This window comes from Salinarchaeum chitinilyticum, assembly GCF_055390775.1.
Map to the genome: position 1 here is coordinate 2,597,318 of NZ_AP043888.1, position 20,607 is coordinate 2,617,924.

Consider the following 20,607-nt stretch of genomic DNA (forward strand, 5'->3'; position numbering starts at 1 on the left):
GAAGCGATGCGACTGAGGAGCACAGCGAGCCGCAGCCCTCGAGCGATCGGGGGCTTTCGTTCTGAGAAACAGCGCCGAAGACCAATCTCCGCCGTACAATTCCTAGGCGCGCTGCTGGATCTCTTCGCGCAGAATCTCACTCACCGTATCGCCGTCGGCCTTCCCGCGCAGCGCGCCCATACATTCCCCCATCAGCCCGGAGAAGGCGGCCATCCCCTCCTCCTCGACCTGCTCGCTGTTCCGTTCGACGACCTCGACGACGGCCTCGCGGACTTCTGCCTCTGCGACGCCACCGAGGTCTTCCTGTTCGACGGCCTCTTCAGCAGTCAACTCTGGATTCTCCGCGAGCGCGATCAGCAGGTCTTCCAGCCCTTCGTTGGGCACCTCGCCCGAATCCACGAGTACGAGCGCGTCCCGGAGGTGCTCGTCGGTGAGGTTCGCCACCGGCACGTCGTCGCGCCGGAGCCCGGTCAGCTCCGAGGCGAGCGTGTCCGCGGCGAGCGTAGGATCGACGCCGTCGGTCTCGACCAGCGTCTCGAACAGCGGCATGTGCTCGCCGTAGGCCACCTGCTCTGCGAGCCCGGCGCCGAGGCCGTAGGCCTCGACGTAGCGCTCCTCCTTCTCGGTCAGGAGCTCGGGCACCTCGACCTCGCTGGGATCTGGCTCGACCGGGGGCACGTCCGTCTCGGGGTACATCCTCGCCGCGCCGGGGAGCGGCCGGAGATACTGGGAGGTGCCGTCCTGCTGTGCGTCGCGGGTCTCCTCGGGAACCTCCTGGATGGCGACGGCAGCGCGGTCGGCAGCGGCCTCGATCGAGCGCTCCGCGACCGCGGCGTCGGCGGCGACGATGGCCACGGCGTCCTCTGGTCCGGCGTCGACCGCCTCGCGCAGCGCCGCGACCTCCTCGGCGGTGACGCCGTAGGCCGGCAGTTCGTCGGTGTGGAAGATGCCGCCGGCGCCGTGGCGCTTGGCGTGATCTGAGAGCTCGGTGCCGAGCCGTCGGTCGGGCTGGAGCTCCGCGCCGACGAGGCCGTCGAAGCCAGCCAGCCGGACGCCGTGGACCGCACCGCCAGTGGCGTCCTCGCCGTCGCCGGTCAGTGCGCCCTGAATCACGCCGCTGTCGGTCCCCTCGAACACGCCCGTCACGTCCTGGGGCTCGCCGACGGACGCGCCACGCTCCTGGAGCTTCTCGGCGATCTCGACGAGGCGCTTCTGTCGGCGTACCTCGTTCCGCACGATGTCGTCGATGTCGTCGAGGCTCTGGACGCCTTTCAGCTCGACGCGGGCACCCTCGGCGATCGAGATGTTGACGTCCTGGCGGATGGTCCCCAGGCCCCGCTTGACCGCGCCGGTCGAGCGCAGGAGCATGCCGATGCGCTCGGCCGCGTCGCGGGCCTGCTCTGGCGAGCGGATGTCGGGCTTCGTACCGATCTCGACGAGCGGGATGCCCAGCCGATCGAGGCCGAAGCGGACGCCAGACTCCGTCTCCGCGATGCGCTGGGCGCTCTCCTCTTCGAGCATGAGATCCTCGATGCCGACGGGGCCCTCCTCAGTCTGGATTTCGCCGCCGTCGGCGACCTTCGAGGTCCGCTGGAACCCGGTCGTGTTCGAGCCGTCGACGACGATCTTTCGCATGACGTGAAGCTGGTCGACGACGGTCATATCGAGCAGCGCGGCGATCTCCATCGCGACGTCGAGGGCGTCGGCGTCGAGCTCTCGCGGCGGCTCGTCGTCCTCCTCGACGAGACAGGTCGAGTCGAACGCGAGATACTCGAACTCCCGGTCGACGACGCTCTCCTCGAGCGCGGCCTCGTCGATCTCGCCGAGCTCGCTCTTCGTCGGGTGGAGGTAGCGAGTGAACCGCCGGGTGGCGGCCTCGGGTTCGCGGAGGTCGGTCGGGCACGAACAGAAGAGCTTCGTCGCGGTGTCGAGCTGCTGGTGGATCTCGAGGCCGGCCACGAGCCCGAGCGCCTCGTAGTCCAGCGGGCCCGGATCGGCCAGCGCGTCGTCCTCGGAAGTCGTCATTGCCTGCACGTCGGCTCGGGAGGGGTAAAAAACCGTTCAGTTCGGTGGGCCGCTCGGATCCGAAACGCCCGATCCGCGTCTGCGTGGAGGTTGCGCTACCGACTCGCGCGGTGCTCGATCTGCGAACGATCGACCTCGACGATGGCGTCGCCCCGCCCCTCGCCGTCGCAATCCTCGCTCGGGCACTCGTAGTGCCAGCCGTCCGTCGTCGCCTCGGCTTCGGTGAAGCGAGCGCCACAGGCCCGGCAGCGGAGGTCGCCCTCGCGGCAGACGTCCCGGTGGAGCTCGAGTGCGAGCTCCGTGGAGAACGTCTGATTGCAGTTCCGGCAGGTGTGCATACGTCGTTCTCGCCACCGGAACCTCTTAACATCGTACGATCGTTCGCGGCGGGACGGGCGGCCGCGACCGCTGGATGCAGAAGCGCAACGATAAGGGGCGTTGGGTCCTCCCGTCCCGGTAGGAGTGCGTTTCCGGTTCGTGACGCCCGTTCGTGGTGTGGGCGTGGGACGCCCACCGATCCCGGTTAGCTGCTTATCGTGAACGCGGCCCGCGGGGTTCGCTCCCCGTTTCTGGGGGCCGACCACCGTGGGGATCACTCACAGATTCGAATTTCGAAATTCGACTTCGCTTTTCGCACTGTATCGCCGGCCTTATTACGATGTGCGAACTCCGCTGGGATAGCAATGAGCGACGCCCAGACTGACGTGGAGGATCGCACCATCCTGCTGATCGGTTCCGGGCCGATCCAGATCGGGCAGGCCGCGGAGTTCGACTACTCCGGCGCACAGGCCTGCCGCGCGCTCCAGGAGGAGGGCGCGGAGGTCGTGCTCGTCAACTCCAACCCCGCGACGATCATGACCGACCCGGAGATGGCCGACGAGGTTTACATCGAACCGATCACCCCCGAGGCCATCGCCGAGATCATCCGGAAGGAACAGCCCGACGGCGTGATTGCAGGGCTCGGCGGCCAGACCGGCCTAAACGTCACCGCAGAGCTCGCCGAACTCGGCGTCCTCGAGGAACACGACGTCGAGATCATGGGCACGCCGCTGGACACGATCTACGCAACGGAGGACCGCGACCTCTTCCGCCAGCGCATGCACGAGCTCGACGAGCCGGTCCCGCAGTCGACATCCGTCTCGCTCCAGGAGAACGAGGAGACGGCCGCCGACGTGAGCGAGGCCGAGCTCCAGGGCCGCGTCGACGCCGCCCTCGAGGAGGTCGACGGCCTGCCGGTCATCGCGCGAACGACGTACACGCTCGGCGGATCCGGCTCGGGCGTCGTTGACGACATTGAAGAGCTCTACGAGCGCGTCCGCAAGGGGCTCCGGCTCTCCCGCGACGACACCGTCCTGATCACCGAGTCGATCGAGGGCTGGATCGAGCTGGAGTACGAGGTCATGCGTGACGCCGACGACTCCACGGTCATCATCTGCAACATGGAGAACCTGGATCCGATGGGGATCCACACCGGGGAGTCCACCGTCGTCACGCCCAGCCAGGTCATCCCCGACCAGGGCCACCAGGAGATGCGCAACGTCGCGCTGAAAGTCATCCGGGATCTCGAGATCCACGGCGGCTGTAACATCCAGTTCGCGTGGCGCGACGACGGCACGCCGGGCGGCGAGTACCGCGTCGTCGAGGTCAACCCCCGCGTCTCCCGCTCCTCCGCGCTCGCATCGAAGGCGACGGGCTACCCGATCGCCCGCGTGACCGCGAAGGTCGCGCTCGGCAAGCGTCTCCACGAGATCGAGAACGAGATCACCGGCGAGACCACCGCCGCCTTCGAGCCCGCGATCGACTACGTCGTCACCAAGGTGCCGCGCTGGCCCAAGGACAAGTTCGAGGACGTCGAGTTCGAGCTGACGACGGCGATGAAGTCAACGGGCGAGGCGATGGCGATCGGCCGGACCTTCGAGGAGAGCCTGCTGAAGGCGCTCAGATCGTCGGAGTACAAGCCCGACGTCGTCTGGGAGGCCATCGACGACGAGGAGCTCGAGGACGAGTACCTGATCAGGCCCACGCCCGACCGTCCCTACGCGATCTTCGAGGCGTTCGACCGGGGTTACACCGTCGACGAACTTCGTGACCTGACCGAGATCCGCGAGTGGTACCTCGAGCGGTTCGGCCGGATCGCCGACGCTGCGCGGGCGGCACAGGACGGCGAGTTCGGCGAGGCTGCGGAACTTGGCTTCACCGACGCCCAGCTCGCTGCGGGCGTCGACGCCACCCAGGCATCCGAGCTCGAACGCGCCGACGGCGGCACCGTCGCCGACGTCGAGACGCAGACGCCGGACCGCTCGTTCAAGCAGGTCGACACCTGTGCCGGCGAGTTCGCCGCCTCGACGCCGTACTACTACTCCGCGCGCGAGCCGGCCGCGGCCGACACCTCGACCGGCTTCGACGAGGTGCAGGTCGATCGCGACCTCGAAAGCGTGGTCGTGGTCGGCGGCGGTCCGATCCGCATCGGCCAGGGCGTCGAGTTCGACTACTGCTCGGTGCACGCCGTGCAGGCCCTGCGCGAGCAGGGCATCGACGCCCACGTCGTGAACAACAATCCCGAGACGGTGTCGACGGACTACGACACCTCCGACGGCCTGTTCTTCGAGCCGATCTCCGCGGAGGAGGTCGCCGACGTCGTCGAGGCCACCGGCGCCGACGGCGTGATGGTCCAGTTCGGCGGCCAGACGTCCGTCGCCGTCGGCGAGCCCCTCGAGGACGAGCTCGCCCGCCGCGATCTCGACTGCGAGATCATGGGCACCACCGTCGAGGCGATGGACCTCGCTGAGGACCGCGACCGGTTCAACGCGCTGATGGACGAGCTCGGCATCGCACAGCCCGAGGGCGGCGCCGCCCACAGCAAGGAGGAGGCGCTCGAGCTCGCCCACGATATCGGCTACCCGGTCCTCGTGCGCCCGAGCTACGTGCTGGGTGGCCGCGCGATGGACGTCGTCTACGACGACGACTCTCTCGAGAAGTACATCGAGGAGGCCGCTCGCGTGAGCCCCGACCGCCCGATCCTCGTGGACGACTTCCTCGAGGGCGCTGTCGAACTCGACGTCGACGCCGTGGCCGACGGCGACGACGTCCTCATCGGCGGTATCATGGAGCACGTCGAGTCCGCGGGGGTCCACTCCGGCGACTCCGCCTGTATGATCCCGCCGCGCTCGCTCGGCCGCGACGTGAACCGCCGGGTGCGCGAGGTCGCCGAGCAGATCGCCCGCGAGCTCGACACCGTCGGCCTGCTGAACGTCCAGCTGGCCGTCCGCGACGGCGAGGTCTACGTGCTCGAGGCGAACCCGCGCTCTTCGCGCACAGTTCCCTTCGTCTCGAAGGCGACCGGCGTCCCGATCGCGAAGCTCGCCGCGAAAGTCATGGCAGGGACCAGCCTCGCGGAGCTCGACGTCGACGAGCAGGTCCCCGGCCAGACCTCCATCAAGGAGGTCGTCCTGCCCTTCGACCGCCTGCCGGGCTCGGACCCGCGTCTCGGCCCGGAGATGAAGTCCACGGGCGAGGTCATGGGTACCGCCGACACCTTTGGCAAGGCCTACCAGAAGGCCCAGATGGCCGTGGGCAAGCCTATCCCGCTCGAGGGCACCGCCGTCGTCGACCTCTCCGAGAGCGAGTTCCCCGCGCCCGACTCCGCCGCAGGCGAGGAACTCCGCGCCGGCTTCGAGGAACACTTCGACCTGCTCGAGTTCGAGGACGACGAGTCGTTCGTCGAAGCCATCCAGGCCGAGGAGGTCGATCTGGTGATCAGCCGCCGTCGCGCGCCGCTGGAGGCTGCTGTCGAGGAGGAGATCACATACTTCTCGACGCTCCCGAGCGCGAAGGCAGCCCTGGAGGCCATCGAGGCCCAGGACGAGCCCCTCGACGTCAAGTCCGTCCAGGACCGCCCGCGCATGCAGGAGTACTGGGGACAACCCAAGCAGTAGTCGCGAGGGATCGGATTTCGGCGGGGTTTCGTTCTGAAGTTTGGACGTTGTTCTTCGACACTTTCTACGAGCATCACGAGGACTGCGAACCGTCCGGATTCCGGGAGACCGAAGGTCTCCCGACGTCGCGGCAGTCGCCGCGACAGCCCCTCCCGCTCGCGGCTTCTGACTCGCTGCGCTCCGCAGCGGGCGGCGACGCCGCCCGCTTGCCGTGCTTGCTTCGTCGGAAGCCACGACCGGTCGGCCCCTTCCAGTCCCACCCTGTGGTTTGGCTATCGGCCGGAGCCCGGTGGGTGGCCAGATTGCCGTTTTTTGGTCGAAGCGCAGTAGCTACGATTGGTGGACGGTCCCGTGACCTCTGCGCCGGCGCAGAACGAAGCTCCGTTCTCAGAGGTCGCGAACGCCGCGTTCGGTCGCGAGCTGATCGATCAGGTCGAGCGGCGTCGCGTCGTAGGCAGGGTTCTCGATATCGAACCCCTCGGCGGGCTCTCTGAGCACCTCGATCTGGTCCCGGAAGTCGTTCTCGAAGACGAAGCCGCCGTCGACGATCTTCGCGCTCGATCCGGTGACGGTGAACGGCACGCTGGACTGGGCGGCCGTCGCGGCGAGGGGGTAGGTCCCCACGCGGTTGTAGAGCGTCTCGCCGACGACGCAGGTCATCCCAGTCAGCACGCGATCGACGGACTCGAGCGCGTGGCCCGTCGCCGAGTCGACGATCATCGTGGGTTCGACGCCGTCGACCTCGGCGAGGTGGCGGGCAGTTCGCCGGCCGAGGAAACGGGGCCGCGCCTCGGTGACGTAGACCTCTAGCTCCGCGCCGTCGGCAGTTGCGCGCTCGATCGCGCCCAGCACCGTCGAGGAGTAGTCGTGCGTGAGAACGGTGTCGCCGTCCTCGAGCAGGCCGGCAGCGACCGCCGCTGCCTCGTCCTTCGCCTCCTCGATCACGGACACCGTCGCGTCGATGGCCTCGACGAGCCCGTCCTGGGCAGCGCCGACGTCGCCGAACTCGCCGTCGATCACCGCGGACTCGATCTCGTCGAGCGCCGTCGCGAGCGAGGCGTGGGAGGGGTTCGCCCGCCGGAGCGCACTGGCGTTGCGCTCCACGTCGCGCTCGAACTCCTCGACGGTCGCGTACTCGCGCTCGCGGAGCTCCACCAGCGCCCGCGCGGCTTTGATGGCGACCTCCGAGGAGCTGTGGGTCCGCATCGCCTCGATCTCGGCGGCCGTCTCGTCGATCATACAGTTGCCTGCGCGACAAACCGGCAAAGGCCTTGCGGGATTCGGGATCACGGGAGCCCAACGCCGCGATGCCGATTACGCGGTCCCGGCGTCGAGAAACGCCACCAGCGCGTCGAGAAACGCTTCCGGCCGTTCCCGCGGCGGCCAGTGGCCACAGTCTTCGATCACGGCCAGCTCCGCGTCCGGTATCTCGGCCACCGCGGCCTCGGCCCACGCGAGCGGGATCAGCGGATCGCTGTCGCCGTTGATCACGAGCGTCGGAACCGCCAGCTCCCCGAGCTGCTCCTCGTAGTGGGTTCGGACGCCGTCCGGACTGAACTCGGCGCGCTGGAAGTCGACGAACGCCTTGCCAGCCTCCGGATCGTCGAGCCGCTCCGAGACGGCGTCGAGGAACGCCGGATCCAGTCCGTCCGGATCCGCGACGAACGGCCCGATCGCTGCCCGGGCGCCGCCCGGCATCGCGCCCGCGAGCTGCTGGCCGAACGTCCGCGCGAACGGCGTGTTCGCGAGATAGTACGACGCGCTCCCGCCGGGCACGGCGTCCCGGAGCCCGTAGCTGTCGACCAGGACGAGCTGTCGGACGCGCTCGGGCGTCGCGAGGGCGACCCCCAGCGCCGCCCCGCCGCCCATCGAGAGCCCGGCGATCGTCGCCGTCTCGATCTCGAGCGCGTCGAGGAACGACGCGAGGACGTCGGCGTAGTACTCGCCGTCGGGATCGACCTCGGGTCGGGGACTCTCGCCGTAGCCCGGCCAGTCCGGCGCGTAGACGCAGTAGCGGTCGGCGAGCGCGGGGATCACGTGACGCCAGGAGAGCGCGGCGTCGTCGATGCCGCTCCCGTGGAGCAGGACGAGCGGTGGATCCTCGCGATCGCCAGCCCGGAGGTAGTGGAGCCGTCGGCCGTCGGCGTCGACGTAGAGCGAGTCTGCGCCGGGGACGGTATCGTGTGCGATCATGTGGCCATCGACGCCTCCGGGCTGTCGGTCGTCACGCGTCGAACTCCGATTCCGCGACGCGGACGACGACGGTCTCGTCGACGTCGCGCAGATCGTACTCGGGCAGGCCGTCGTCGGTTCGACGAGCGTAGAGCGGTTCGACCAGCGTCCCTGGGTCTGACGGCGCCTCTCGTTCGAGTCCGTAGATCGTGCAGTACTCGGCGGTCTCCTCGGGCAGTACCTCGTCGGCGCGGACGGCTTCGGCGAGCGAGCGGGAGAGCCACTCGGTCTCGCTGACGGAGGAATCGAGCACGAACGCGTCGTCGGCGAAGCGCACGACGTACCAGTTGAGGTCGTTGAGCAGGGAGACGGCAGCGCCCAGGCTGACGGTCTCCAGCCCGACTGCGTTGGCGAAGGGCTGGTTGAGGTCGTAGGTCGAGAGCGCTTCCCTGGAGGTCTCCCTGGAGAGCAACTCGAAGCGGAGGTCATGCTCTTCGCTTCCCAGGAGACAGACGCGTGTCACTACTGTGGCTGCGGGCGCTACCGCCTTGGCGATTTCGCCTCCCGCTGTCCCGAGCGTCTCTCTCGACCAGTGCTTCCCACGTCTTCACGAATTTCCCCATGTCCTCCCGAAAGATCCACGAGCGAGCGCGGACTCGCTCGGGCATGAGCGGTGACTGGACGTTGCTCGAGTCCGTGACGGAGTACGAGACCGGCTGGTACGACGGCGGCTACGATCGCTTCACCCAGCCCGACGGCTCGGCGAAGAACTACTACTGGGCCGCGCTGGCGCCGGCGGTGGTCGTGGTCGGCGTCGTCGACGGCGGGGAGATCCCCGACGACGCCGCAGCCGACGGTGAGCAGCACGTCGTCTTCGTCGAGCAGTTCCGGCCGACCGTCCGCGAGTCCCAGTACGAACTCGTCGCGGGGATCGTCGACGAGCACGACGGCGCGCCCGCCGCTCCGGTCGATCCCGCAGCCTACGAGGCCGCCGCCAAGCGGGAACTCGCCGAAGAGACCGGCTACGTCGCCGAGAACGTAGCGCTCTTGCAGTCCTACGCCGTCGCGACCGGCGTCCTCAGACACCGACGCGGGATCGTCGCCGCGACGGGGCTAACCGCCGGCGAGCCCGATCGCGACGAGAACGAGTTCCTCTCCGTCGAGCACGTACCCGTCGAGGAGGCGCTGGCGCTCGCGCGCGAACCACCGACCAACGACGCGACGCTCGAAGGGCTCCTGCTCGCGGCCGAAGACGGCTACCTGTAGCCGTCGACGGGGTCGGCGCTACTCGGGAACGGGATGGCAGCCAGGACTATCGAGGACGCTCGGTCGGACGCTCGGCTGCTCGACGTGGAGACACACCGCAGACCGGAGCCGAAACGATCAGGCGACGTTGAAGCCCTTGTCCCGGAGGAAGTCCTCGATTCGTCCGGTGTGGTTGCCCTGGAGCTCGATGTGGCCGTCCTCGACCGTGCCTCCGCAGGCGAACTTGCTCTTGAGGTCGGAGGACAGACTGTCGAGGTCCACGTCGCTCGGGTCGAATCCGTCGATGATCGTTACCTCTTTCCCGTATCGGCGCTCGTCGATGCGGATCTGGATTTCCTGGGAGTCCTTGGCGACGTCCTCGCAGACGCAGAGCTCCTCGGGCAACCCGCACGTCGAGCAGACTTCCGACATTACGATTTCCAACTTGGGAAGCGTGGTATTAAACCCTGTCGCCGAGGCCATCGCGTCTCCCTGTTACGGCTCGTCCGTGCCGGAAACGAACGGCCGACGCGGCGGTCCTCTCTCTCTCTCTCGAGCGATCAGGAACGGCGAATCGCCCTCGACCGGGACGACGACGCATCCAAACGCTCAGGTCAACCGACGGATTCCGGGGATGTCCCGTCGAACGATGCCGTCGACGGTCTCGACCAGCTCGTCGGCAGTCGCCCGGTCGACCTCGCCGGCGTAGCAGACGCGTTCGTGGATCTCGTATGCCTGGCCGACCGCCGGATCGACCGACGCGGGCAGTCGATCGCGGAACTCGCGCCTGGTCTCGCCGTCGGCCCGTGGTTCGTACCGCCGTCCGAGGTGCGTTTCGAGGCGCTGCATCGCGCGCTCGGCGTCGGCTTCTGGCCCCGTCCGTCGCTGCCAGAGCACGCTTCCCGTTCGCCAGAGTCGCCGTCGGGCACCGATCTGGCGACCCCACGCTACCGTGCCAGCGACGAGGAGGACGGCGAGAATTGCCGCCTTGTGGTCGCCGACGACGCCCGCTGCCGGCCGCGAGCCGGTGGCGCCGTTCGAGCCGCTGGCGTTGCCGCCGGACTCCTCCATCGCCGACACGTTCCCGAGCTCCGGCTGGACGTACGCCACGGTGGCGTTCGCGCCGCTGCCGCTGTAGAATCGCGGCCGGCCTCGCTCCAGGCCGGTGCCCTCGCCGGCGTCGGATTGGCCGGATCCGCCGGGGCCGGTCACGTCGCCGCCCGACGGCCCCGTGCCGCCGCCCGTTCCGTCTTCCGGCGGTTCGAACCGAATCGGTTCGTCGACGGACTCGGGCACGTCCACGTTCGATGCGTTGTTCTCGCGGGCGGACTGGATGGCGCTGCTCCGCGCGGAGTCCCGGGGCCCGCCCGGCGTCGGATCGAACTCGATCCAGCCGACGTCGGGGAAGTACACCTCGACCCAGGCGTGGGCGTCGGTGCCCCGAACGACCCACGTGTCGTTCCCGGTCCACTGGCCGCTGGCGTAGCCGACGGCGACGCGCGTCGGGATCCCCTGAGTCCGGAGCATCGTCGCCATCGACGCCGCGAAGTAGGTGCAGTAGCCCGCCTCCATCTCGAAGAGGAACCCGTCGACCATCGTGCCGGACGGCGCCTGCACGTCCTGGGAGTACTGCTTCTCGCTCTCGAGATAGGCCTCGACCGCGCGTGCACGTTCGTACGGCGTCGAGGCGTCGGCGGTGATCTGGTTCGTGATCTCGTAGACGCGGTCGGGTATCGTGTCGGTCGGCAACCTCGTGTAGCGTCGCTCGACCGCCTGCGGGTAGTCGGTGCCAGCCGACTGCAACGTCGACTCGTCGGGCGTCGGCACCTCGCTCTCGACGGTGTAGTTGGTCCCCGCGTTGATCTGCCCGGCGGCGTCGATCGTCTGGGTGCTCGACAGCTGGAGGGCGCCGGGCGCGATCCCGTCGATCTCGACCGGATAGGAGGCGGCCGGTATCGAAGTCGCCGGTGCACGAAGCTGGTAGCGCTGCTCGACGGTCTGCGTCGCTCCCGGCGGGCCGTTCGGTGCACCGATGAACGGCATGGAGCTGCCCGCACGGTACCAGGAGTTGCCGTCGTAGGCGCCGAGCGACCCGGTTCGCCAGCGCAGCTTCTCGGGAGACTCGACGACGAACTGGACGTCCGTCGAGAGGTTGATCGGGCCGCCGGCGGTGATGCTACTCCCGCCGATCAGCTGTTCGTCGAGCGGCGTGGGCGCCGCATCGCTGCCGCCCTCGCCGGAGCCGTCTCCCGGTCCGAGTCCGCCGGGGTCCAGTGCGCTCGCGGAGCCGGACGGGACGAGCGGAACGGCGACGGCCAGCACCGCCATGACGACGATCACTACGATGAGCGCGTTCGCCCCGCTGACCGAGCCGCCGCGCCGGTCCTGCTCGCCGAAGCCGACCGCCGCGAACGCGCCGACGGTCCCCAGCAGCGTCTCGGGCACGGTCGCGTCGCCCGTCACGGCCAGGAACAGGAGGAGCCACCCGCCAGCCGCGGCGGCGAGCACGTATCGGCCACGCAGCCCGAAGTACGTCGTGAGGAAGACGGGGACCGGGACGAGCGCCGCGATCCAGACGTCGGCGGCGGTGAGCTCGAGGACGCTGACCCCGCTGAGCATGACGAGCCCGTCGAGGACGGCCTGCGCGGCGGAGCCGACGCCGATCGAGGGGGCAGCCGTCGCGTAGTACAGGACCGTGGCGAGCACGGCGCCCGTGGCCGCGACGCCGAGCATCCGGCGCTCGTCGACGGTTCTGCAGAGCACGCCGGCACCGAGGCCGATTGCGACGCCGCCTGCAAGCCACAACGCACCGCCGACGACCGTCGTCAGCCAGTGCAACGTCGCCAGGTAGCCCGCGGTCATCGTCGCGAGCCCGATCAGTGCGAACGAACGCGGGGTCGCGAACTCGTCGAGCAGCCGGTTTCCGTCGGCGTCCGCAGTCGGCGATCGCCGTGGCGTCGGCCCAGTCGCTCCAGATCGCCCGTCCGTCGGCTCGGTCGAGCTCATTGGCCCACCTCCACAGAACGTCTCGGATCACGACGACGGATCGAGGTACCTGCGCTCACGGTACCACCCCGGTTTGCTCGCGAGACTGCCCCGGTGACTCGGTCTCCTCGGGATCGGTGACCCGCTCCGCGCCGCCACCGAACGATACGGCGCGGCCGCCGACGTGGACCAGTGCGTCGCTCCCGTCGGCCGTGATCCGGACCGTCTCGTCGTGGGTCTCCGGGCTCCCGGTCCCGAGCCGGGCGAGGGCCGCGAGGATCGCTGTGCGCTGGTCCGCGCCGACGCTCGCGGGGACGGTCGCATCGGGCGTTTCCAGGCCCACCTCCACGCCTTCTTCGAGCAGCGTGATCGCGACGCTCGCGGCGGCGCGTGCGGCAGCGTCCACGTTCGAACGCGATCCGTGGGCGCCCACGGCGATCAGCACCGAATCCGTTGGCGTCGTGCCGAGGAACTCCTTGACGACGAGGTCGGCGTCGGGCTGTTTCGCGCTCGATTTCCAGTGGACGTCGCGTGGCGAGTCGCCGCGAACGTACTCCCGGAGCGAGTCGAACTCGTCGCGGCCGGGACGGCGCTCGAGGTCGACGACGGTCTCGAGCATCGATCGAACGGCGGCCGGGGGGTCGACGAGCCGCGGGTAGACGAGGACCTCGTCCACGGTCTCGATCCTGACCGGTCGCTCGGCGAGCCCGAACAGATCCGTGACCGTCCCGCGGATGGGGCCGAACTCGTACGCGCCGCGATGGGTGTACTCGACGTCGTAGCGAATCGTTCGCTCGGACTCGGTGACGTAGTGAGTCGCCTCGTCGGTCCGGAGCCCGGACCCGATGATGTCCCGGAGCTCGTAGTTCCCTGGGCCACAGTTCTCGACGGTCAGCGTGACCTCGTGGCGCTCGCCGGGGTGGCCGTCGGATGGCGCAGCCCGGCGTACTGTCGGCGTCGAGGACCGTCTGACCACGAGGACCCCTGCCGCGAGCGCGACGACGGCTGGCGCGACGACGGCGTTGAGCGATCTGGCCCCGAACACCGCTCCCAGGAGGACGCAGACGACGACGATCGCGAGGATGCCCTTGCCGCGGCGCGTGAGGCGTGTGTCCATCGGAGGTGTATTCGTGTGGCTTGTATGTGACGTGGCGTGTGACGTGGGTGCTATCTGGTCGTGGCCGAGTCCAGCGCCGTTACTCCGGTGTCACGCTCGCGAGCGCTCGATCGAGGAGGTCGCCCGGCGACTCGCCTTCGACGCCGGTGCGGATCCGGTGCGTCAGGACGGGGCGGGCCTCGGCCTTCACGTCGTCGGGGACGACGAACTCCCGCCCGTCGAGGACGGCCCGGGCCTGTGCGGCCTGCAGGAGCGTCACCGTTCCTCGCGGGCTGACGCCGAGTTCGGCGTTCTCCCGCGTGAATCCGGCGAGCGCGGTCGCGTACGCCCGGACGGGCTCGCGGACGGTGACCTCCGCGACGGTGCGGCTCAGGCGCTGGAGCGTCTCGACGTCGGTGACGGGCGAGAGGTCGTCGATCGGATGCGTCCCCAGCACGCGATCGACCATCTCCTTTTCCTGCTCGGCGTCGGGATAGCCGACGGAGAGCTTCTTCATGAAGCGGTCGAGCTCCGCCATCGGCAGCTCGTAGGTCCGGTTCGGCTCGACGGCGTTCTGGGTCGCGACGACGGTGAACGGGTCCGGCAGCGACCGGGTCTCGCCGTCGACCGTCACCTGCTCTTCTTCCATCGCCTCGAGGAGTGCGGACTGGGTCTTCGGTGGTGCCCGGTTGATCTCGTCACCGAGCACGAGGTTCGCGAACACCGGCCCCGGCTGGAACTCGAACTCCCGCGTCTGCTGGTTGTAGACGCTGACGCCGGTGACGTCGGAGGGCAGCAGGTCCGGCGTGAACTGCACTCTGCCGAAGGAGCAGTCGACCGATTCGGAGAGCGAGCGGACGAGCATCGTCTTGCCCACGCCCGGCACGTCCTCGATCAGGACGTGGCCGCCAGCGAGGAGCGCCCCGAAGACGTGTTCGATCGTCGCTCGCTGCCCGACCATCACCTTTTCGACGTTCTCGACGACGTCCTCGGCGACCTCGCCAGCTGCGTCGATCGGCAGTGGTTCGATCGTCCCCTCCAGCGACGCGTCGTCGACTCGTGATGTGTTCGTGTCCGTCATTGTGAGTTGATTCCGTCGTCCCGACTTCCCGCGCAGGCGTGCGGAGGGGTCACAATACCCCTATCAAGGGATCCTGCCTTGTAACCTTGCTGTCCGCGGAACGTTAGCCATTCGCGCACGTGCACGATTCACGCACGACCGATCGCGGCGATTTCGGAACGTTCGTGATACGACACTGGAAATCTCTGGATGAACGTTCTCTATCGAACGGATAGGGGCATCGAACGAACGGGATTCTACGATCGTCGAACCCTGGATAGCGCGGTCGTCGCAGTGCACCCGGCGTCATCGGCCGCGGACTCACAGCAGCCGTCCCCTCGTACTCGAGGCGCCACGGAGACCCGTCGGATCCGGCGGCGTCGAGACGTGTGGCTATCGAATCGGCGCCGCGACGGACTCGACGACGGTCTCGCCGTCGACGACGACGTTGTAGGCGCCCTCGTCGTCGTTCCAGAGCACGAGCGCGGACTCGAGGGTCAGGAGGTCGCCGTAGGCCGCCGTCGCGAGCGAGTCGTTCAGCGTCGTCTCCTTCGTCAGCACGGCGAAGTGATCGACGGCCTGGCTGCCGTCGCCGATCCGGAAGAGCGGGTGGCCGTCCTCCGAGAGGTCGTGGGAGAGCTTGATCGCCACGCAGTCGATGCGCTCGGAGACGTGGTCTCCGGACTCGGCCAGCGGCGCCCAGTCGCCGCGGTCGGGCGTGAACGCGACGCGGCGTTCGCCGTCCCATCGGAGCGTCGCGTAGGCGTACTGTACGTCGACGTTGACGAACTCGCCCCCCGCACCCGCTGGCTCGTCGAGCTGGCGCTGGAAGGCGGGGACCTCGAGATCCGGCCGGACGGCGAAGGACCAGCCCTCGTCCGCCGGCGCCCGGTTCGGCCACAGTCGAACCGTCGGCGAGAAGACTGTCGCGGTGTCATCGGCACCTGGATCGTCCGGATCCGGGAGGTCGGAGACGTCGCCGAGGCCCTGTGGCATCGTCCCGTCGGCGAGCGCGCGTTCGACGCCCCGGAGGACGCCGGTGGTCCGCCGATCGGCCGGCGAGAGCAGGACCATCGCGCCGTCGTCGGCGACGAGGTCGGCGTAGCGCCGCGCCGTCGCGACGGGGTCGTCGAGCTCGCTGAGGACGTTCGCGAACACCACGAGGTCGTACTCCGTTTCGCCTTCGCCGCCGCCGTCGCCGGCCAACGCGTCCGCGTCGAACGCCTCCGCAGTCGTCCGGTGGAGCGTCGCATCCACGTGCGACCCCGTCGCCTCGAGCATGCCGTCGAGGACGTCGGCGCTCGCGCTCGGCTCGATCGCATCGAGTTTGAGGAGGGCGTCCTCGGGCACGGCGTCGGCGATGCCCAGGGCCGGACCGCCGGTGCCAGCCCCGACCTCGAGCACCCGCAGTTTGCGATCGAGCAGGCCGACCTCGGCCAGCTCTGCGACGACGTACTGGATCGCGGCGTAGTAATCCGGCAGGTGGTAGATCGCGTAGGCGAGCGCCGCAGTCTCGTCGTCGTAGGAGACCGACCAGCCCTGGTGGTAGGCCTCCTTCAGCTCGCGGATTGCCTCACGGAGGGACTCCCCGGAACTCCCGCGGTGCCAGTCCGACCCGAAGGCGTCCTCGAGTTGCTCCTCGAGCGCGCGAGCGTAGCGGTCCGGAAACTCGGTAATCGGCAGTCGCGGTGGCGCGATCGATCCCGATTCGATCGGGACGAACGTGCCGTCTTCGCGCTCCTCGAGTCCGAGATCGAAGGCTTCCTCGCGGAGCACCTGCCGGACGACGGCGGGGTGTGGACCGCCCTCGACGTACTCGCTGATCTCCTCCGGATCGATCGGTCTGACCTGCCGGAGATACTTCGCGTTCGACCGGATGGCCTCGCGATCAGGCATCGTCCTCGGTCGTCGGGGTCGGCCCTGTTTCGGACGGCGTCGGTTCCTCGATCCGCGCTGCGGCGAACAGCTCACGGAGCTCCGCGGGGTCGGCGTCCTCGATCGCCGTCGCCGCGTCGGCGACCTCCGCCGCGCCGTCGAACCGGTCCTGAATTTCGGCGTAGACGCCGGGATCTCCCGAGGTCACCTGTTCGAGGAGATCGTCGAGTGCGGCGGACACCGGCGTCGCAAACCCTTCGGGGACCGACTCGCGTGCGAGGCCGTACGCGACGATTGCAGCGTGGGCGGCCGCCTGGACGCTCTCCATCGCCCGGTCGTGCTCCTCCGGCGTGGTGGCGACGAGCTCGTTCCCCGCGACTTCGAGATCCGCCAGCAGCGCGTCGATCGACGGCCCGGCCGCGTCGACGACGACGGCGATCGTCCCCGGCGCGTTCTCGGGAGCGAAGAGTGGATGCAGGCTCGCGCGTTCGAGGTCGGGGCCGTGCTCAGCCATCGCGGCGAGCGGCCGCTCCATCTCACCGGCGACGTCCACGATCGCGTGGCGGGCCCGCCCGGCCTGCTGGGCGATCGTCCCCTCGACAGCGGACATCGGGACCGCGAGACAGACGACGTCGAACGTCTCCGCACCGTCGAGTGCGACGGTCCGTCCACCGATCGCCTCGGCGGCCGCCGCGGCCGCCTCGGGATCGCGATCCGCGAAGGCGACCTCGGCATCGACGGTGCGGGCGATCCACCGGCCCATGGTGCCCGCGCCCACGACGAGTAGCTCCATTGGCAGTCCGTTGCGTCCCGGTGGGGAAAAATCCGCCCTATCGCGGCCGGCACCCCGGCCGATCGATTCGTCGATGGTCGTCGCCCGTCGCGTGGCTGTGCTGCTCCAGAACGAATTTCACCGCGCGCAGCACACGCTGGCTCGTGAGCGACGACCATGGTTACGACGAGGCGGCGGCTCGCCAGGAGCTCGCGGTCTACCGAACCGAGCCGGCAGTGCGTCGGCGTGCGTTCGTTCGCGATCTGCTGGCGCTCCAGGGCGGGGAAACCGTCGCCTCCGTCGGCTGCGGACCTGGGTTCGAGCCCGCGGAGATCGCAGACGAACTCGTCGCGCTCGATACGGACGGCCACGTCCTCGGCTTCGACGAGAGCCAGGCGATGCTCGAACTGGCCCGCGATCGCTGTGGGGGCCGCGACGGGATCGACCTCCATCGTGCCGACGCCACGGCACTGCCACTCGCCGACGACGCGGCAGACGCGCTGACGGCGGTACAGCTCCTCGAGTACCTCCCAGATCCGGCGACGACGCTCGCTGCGTTCGCCCGGATTCTGCGACCCGGTGGCCGTGCGGTCGTCCTCGACACCGACTGGCGAACGTTCGTCTGGCGGGCCGACGGCGACCGCCGGTCCCAGCGGATCCTCGACGCGTGGGAGCGACGCTGCCCGAATCCGCGGATCGGATCGAGGCTGGCACCGTTGCTACGGGACGCCGGCTTCAGCGTGCACGACGTCCAGCCGTTCACGATCACCGAACGTACGCTCGAGGACTCCTTCTTCGGCCACAATCTGCCGTTCGTCGTCGAGCACGCCCGCGACCACCAGGCAGTCGGGGAACAGACGGCGTCGGCCTGGAAACGCGACGTCGAGGCGCGGGAGGAGCGCGGCGAGACGTTCGTGAGTCTCACGCAGTACTGTTACGTCGTCGAGCGCTGAGGATTGGCTCGCCCGAACCCGACTGGCAACAACGCCACACGCACACCGAAACTACACTCTTGAGGTGCTCCCGAGTAGGCGCTACGTACCGCCCACGTTGCCCTCTATGTCATTGCTACATCGCCTGACTCAGGACCGAGACGCACTGAACCAGCTCGCCGGAATCACCGGCCTTGGATGGACGGCCTCGATTCTCGGCTATCTCGTCACCGCGATCGGCTACGGCTCGACGCTCCTCTCTCGGATCGTCGTCGATCCGCAGTCGCTGCTCTACCTCGGCGGTGCACTGTTCGTGGCGACACTCGGGCTGGATCGGTTGCGGAATGCGGCGTCGGACGACGACGAGGCCACTGGCTCCGACGGCGCGCTCTCCGGGCTGGATCGAGCGGACTGACGCCTCGCGGTTCGAGTTCACTGCGCCCGGGGCAGCTGCAGCCCGGATTCGACGTCGTCGGAACCGCTCCTTCTCTGGTACCGAACCCACCGGTAAGGAACCGCAGCTCGGTGATCGATTCGAGTGGGCTACTCCACGGCCTCCTCTGGATTCCGGTAGTAGTACAGCGTGAATCCTGCAAACACGAGGAAGAAGCCGAGGAAAATAGCCAGAAGCGGCGGGGTGTTAACGCCGGACATGCCGCTACCAAACAGAAGCAGGAACGTCGTCAGATAGATGAGGAAGGCAACGACGAGGGTCCGACCGATTTTGTCGATAACGTCGCGGTCCTGGGAGGGCATATTCGATGGCCTGTACGCACGTGATAAGAAGATGCCGGTGACACGCTCAGAGCGCTTCTGGACAGCTGCCTCGCCGCAGTACGTCTCGCTACACTCCTCCAGCGAACTTGCTACTCCAGCACCAGCTCCTTCGGGTAGTCGACGTAGTTCTCGTAGCCGTCCTCGGTGACGACGACGACGTCCTCGATCCGCATTCCGCCGACGGCGGGGTCGTAGACGCCCGGTTCGACGGTGACGACGTGACCCGGTTCGAGCTCTGCGCCGTCGGGCGCGAGCCGGGGGAGCTCGTGGACTTCGAGGCCGAGCCCGTGGCCCGTACCGTGGATGAACCCGGTCTCGGTGGACTGGTCGCTCCGGAGCGTCTCGTACCCTTCGGCCTCGTAGACGTCACAGACCGCGTCGTGGACCGCCTCGCCGGTGACGCCCGGTTCGATCGCGTCGAAGGCGGCCTGCTGGGCCTGGAGCGTCACCTCGTGGCGACGTCGGACCTCCTCGCTGGGCTCGCCGCGAACGAACGTCCGGGTCATGTCCGCGTGGAACTTCGTCTCCTTGTCCCGTGGGAAGATGTCGATCACGATCGGCTCGTGGGCGGGGAGTGGGCCGCTTCCGCGATCGTGGGGATCCGCGCCGTCGGCGCCGCCGGCGACGATCGTCTCGTCCAGCGCACAGCCCTCCCGCAGCAGCGCGATCTCGATTTCGGTCGTAACGAACTCGCTGGTCAGCGGCTCGCCGTCGTGGTGGAGGACCGGGCCGCCGACGTCGTCCACGCCATCGCCCTCCTCGACGATCTCAGCGCCGGCGATCAGTGCCGCGGCGCGGTCCATCGCGACCTCGTTGGCCCGCTGGGCGGTCTTGAGGTGTTCGACCTCCTCGTCGGTCTTCCGCGCACGGATCGTGGTGACGGTCTCTTCGAGATCGGCGGTCACGTCGATGCCCTGCTCGCGCAGGCCGTCGGCGGTCGCCGTCGGGAATCGATCCGGGACGAGCGCGTGCTCGACGCCGTGGTCCTCGAGGAAGGCGGCGATCGTCCGGTTGCGCCCCGCCAGCGCGCCGTGTTCGGCGACGTTCTCGCGGTGCCCGTAGTCGGCGTGGCGCGCGACGGAGTCGGCACTGCTCTCGGCGTTCGCGCGGCCGTACTCCAGCCCGGAGACGAGGAGGTGGATGCCCTCGGGCGTGTAGCAGGTGACGAACGGGTCCGGCGCGCCGAAGCCCGCGAGGTAGTACTGGTCGGCCTCGGTCGCGTCGGCGTCGATCACGTAGCCGTCGGCGCCGTGGTCGGCGAGCGCGGCGTCGAGCGGCGTCGCGTCGTGCATGCTACTGGCTGGGCGGGCTGTCGTGAAAAACGCTGGCGCTCCGGCGACCGGAACCGTCACTCCGGTGCCGGTATCGTCGTCCGAGAAATCGCTCGCCCCATTACTCCAGCGGGTCGCGCACGTCGTCGCCGCCCACGCCCGCAACCTCGCCGATCGGCGCGACGCCGCCCGCGACGATCGCCGATCCGGCCAGGATCGCCGCCGCGAGCACGAAGAGGGGGTTGCTGTCGTAGCCTGCGAGGCCAGCGCCCACGTCGACGACGAACACCGTGACGAAGAAGGAGAGCACGGCGAGGAAGATCATGAGCGCTGCGGCGACGAGATTGCTTGCGATCTGTCCGAACAGTGATCCGTTGGATGCCATATACGATAGCTGCAACCCACGCCGGCACAATGAAGCTGGTGCACGGCGGCAATCGCCGCTGCATCGGTTCGCCGGCC

At 68.8% G+C, this 20,607-nt stretch carries 18 protein-coding genes; 4 read left to right on the top strand and 14 right to left on the bottom strand.

Annotation, left to right across the window (positions count from 1 at the left end; translation table 11 throughout):
• Nucleotides 1-102: 102 nt before the first annotated feature.
• On the bottom strand, nt 103-2,025 hold the full coding sequence (gene gatE, locus ACZ5KP_RS12575; RefSeq protein WP_460918022.1) for a Glu-tRNA(Gln) amidotransferase subunit GatE: 1,923 nt from the start codon (nt 2,023-2,025) through the stop codon (nt 103-105).
• Nucleotides 2,026-2,120: 95 nt separating this feature from the next.
• Nucleotides 2,121-2,363, bottom strand: a complete 243-nt coding sequence (locus ACZ5KP_RS12580) for an HVO_2901 family zinc finger protein (protein ID WP_460918023.1) — start codon at nt 2,361-2,363, stop codon at nt 2,121-2,123.
• A gap of 345 nt (nt 2,364-2,708) precedes the next feature.
• On the opposite strand from ACZ5KP_RS12580, the gene carB reads away from it, so the two are divergent.
• Complete coding sequence (carB, locus tag ACZ5KP_RS12585; RefSeq protein WP_460918025.1) at nt 2,709-5,960, top strand: carbamoyl-phosphate synthase large subunit; 3,252 nt, start codon at nt 2,709-2,711, stop codon at nt 5,958-5,960.
• 387 nt (nt 5,961-6,347) lie between these two features.
• On the opposite strand, the gene ACZ5KP_RS12590 is transcribed toward carB, so the two are convergent.
• The 3 genes from ACZ5KP_RS12590 to ACZ5KP_RS12600 form a co-directional block, all read right to left on the bottom strand.
• Nucleotides 6,348-7,199, bottom strand: coding sequence for an eIF2B alpha/beta/delta subunit family protein (locus ACZ5KP_RS12590; RefSeq protein WP_460918026.1), 852 nt, complete (start codon nt 7,197-7,199; stop codon nt 6,348-6,350).
• Nucleotides 7,200-7,274: 75 nt separating this feature from the next.
• On the bottom strand, nt 7,275-8,153 hold the full coding sequence (locus ACZ5KP_RS12595; RefSeq protein ID WP_460918028.1) for an alpha/beta fold hydrolase: 879 nt from the start codon (nt 8,151-8,153) through the stop codon (nt 7,275-7,277).
• 31 nt (nt 8,154-8,184) lie between these two features.
• On the bottom strand, nt 8,185-8,655 hold the full coding sequence (locus tag ACZ5KP_RS12600; protein ID WP_460918029.1) for a DUF5804 family protein: 471 nt from the start codon (nt 8,653-8,655) through the stop codon (nt 8,185-8,187).
• A gap of 143 nt (nt 8,656-8,798) precedes the next feature.
• On the opposite strand from ACZ5KP_RS12600, the gene ACZ5KP_RS12605 reads away from it, so the two are divergent.
• The gene (locus ACZ5KP_RS12605; protein WP_460918030.1) at nt 8,799-9,398 is read left to right on the top strand and encodes an NUDIX hydrolase; all 600 of its coding nucleotides are present in this window, start codon (nt 8,799-8,801) and stop codon (nt 9,396-9,398) included.
• A gap of 117 nt (nt 9,399-9,515) precedes the next feature.
• Here the strand turns inward: ACZ5KP_RS12605 and yciH are convergent, their stop codons facing one another.
• The 6 genes from yciH to ACZ5KP_RS12635 all read right to left on the bottom strand — a co-directional run bounded on the left by yciH (nt 9,516) and on the right by ACZ5KP_RS12635 (nt 17,186).
• Nucleotides 9,516-9,809: a stress response translation initiation inhibitor YciH gene (gene yciH / locus ACZ5KP_RS12610; RefSeq protein ID WP_248516497.1), complete on the bottom strand. Its 294-nt coding sequence runs from the start codon at nt 9,807-9,809 to the stop codon at nt 9,516-9,518.
• A gap of 177 nt (nt 9,810-9,986) precedes the next feature.
• On the bottom strand, nt 9,987-12,383 hold the full coding sequence (locus ACZ5KP_RS12615; RefSeq protein WP_460918031.1) for a transglutaminase TgpA family protein: 2,397 nt from the start codon (nt 12,381-12,383) through the stop codon (nt 9,987-9,989).
• A gap of 55 nt (nt 12,384-12,438) precedes the next feature.
• Entirely contained in the window at nt 12,439-13,479 is a 1,041-nt protein-coding gene (locus ACZ5KP_RS12620) for a DUF58 domain-containing protein (RefSeq protein ID WP_460918033.1), read from the bottom strand.
• A gap of 79 nt (nt 13,480-13,558) precedes the next feature.
• Nucleotides 13,559-14,539 carry an AAA family ATPase gene (locus ACZ5KP_RS12625; RefSeq protein ID WP_460918035.1) on the bottom strand — a complete coding sequence of 327 codons (981 nt, stop codon included), beginning with the start codon at nt 14,537-14,539 and terminating at the stop codon, nt 13,559-13,561.
• A gap of 372 nt (nt 14,540-14,911) precedes the next feature.
• A complete protein-coding gene (locus ACZ5KP_RS12630) occupies nt 14,912-16,414 on the bottom strand; it encodes a small ribosomal subunit Rsm22 family protein (RefSeq protein WP_460918036.1) in 1,503 nt (500 codons plus the stop codon).
• Nucleotides 16,407-17,186 (bottom strand): prephenate dehydrogenase/arogenate dehydrogenase family protein, encoded by a 780-nt coding sequence (locus ACZ5KP_RS12635; protein ID WP_460918038.1) that lies wholly within the window; start codon nt 17,184-17,186, stop codon nt 16,407-16,409. Before ACZ5KP_RS12635 ends, ACZ5KP_RS12630 begins: the two co-directional genes overlap by 8 nt.
• A gap of 143 nt (nt 17,187-17,329) precedes the next feature.
• Here ACZ5KP_RS12635 and ACZ5KP_RS12640 point away from each other — a divergent pair, with 143 nt between their 5' ends.
• Both ACZ5KP_RS12640 and ACZ5KP_RS12645 read left to right on the top strand, forming a co-directional pair.
• A complete protein-coding gene (locus ACZ5KP_RS12640; protein ID WP_460918039.1) occupies nt 17,330-18,118 on the top strand; it encodes a methyltransferase domain-containing protein in 789 nt (262 codons plus the stop codon).
• Nucleotides 18,119-18,224: 106 nt separating this feature from the next.
• Entirely contained in the window at nt 18,225-18,512 is a 288-nt protein-coding gene (locus tag ACZ5KP_RS12645; RefSeq protein ID WP_460918040.1) for a hypothetical protein, read from the top strand.
• 128 nt (nt 18,513-18,640) lie between these two features.
• Here ACZ5KP_RS12645 and ACZ5KP_RS12650 read toward each other — a convergent pair whose 3' ends face one another.
• From ACZ5KP_RS12650 to ACZ5KP_RS12660, 3 genes are all read right to left on the bottom strand, one after another.
• Complete coding sequence (locus tag ACZ5KP_RS12650; protein ID WP_460918041.1) at nt 18,641-18,853, bottom strand: hypothetical protein; 213 nt, start codon at nt 18,851-18,853, stop codon at nt 18,641-18,643.
• 110 nt (nt 18,854-18,963) lie between these two features.
• Nucleotides 18,964-20,166: a M24 family metallopeptidase gene (locus ACZ5KP_RS12655; RefSeq protein ID WP_460918042.1), complete on the bottom strand. Its 1,203-nt coding sequence runs from the start codon at nt 20,164-20,166 to the stop codon at nt 18,964-18,966.
• Nucleotides 20,167-20,266: 100 nt separating this feature from the next.
• Nucleotides 20,267-20,530 carry a hypothetical protein gene (locus ACZ5KP_RS12660; RefSeq protein WP_460918043.1) on the bottom strand — a complete coding sequence of 88 codons (264 nt, stop codon included), beginning with the start codon at nt 20,528-20,530 and terminating at the stop codon, nt 20,267-20,269.
• Between the last annotated feature and the right edge of the window lie 77 nt (nt 20,531-20,607).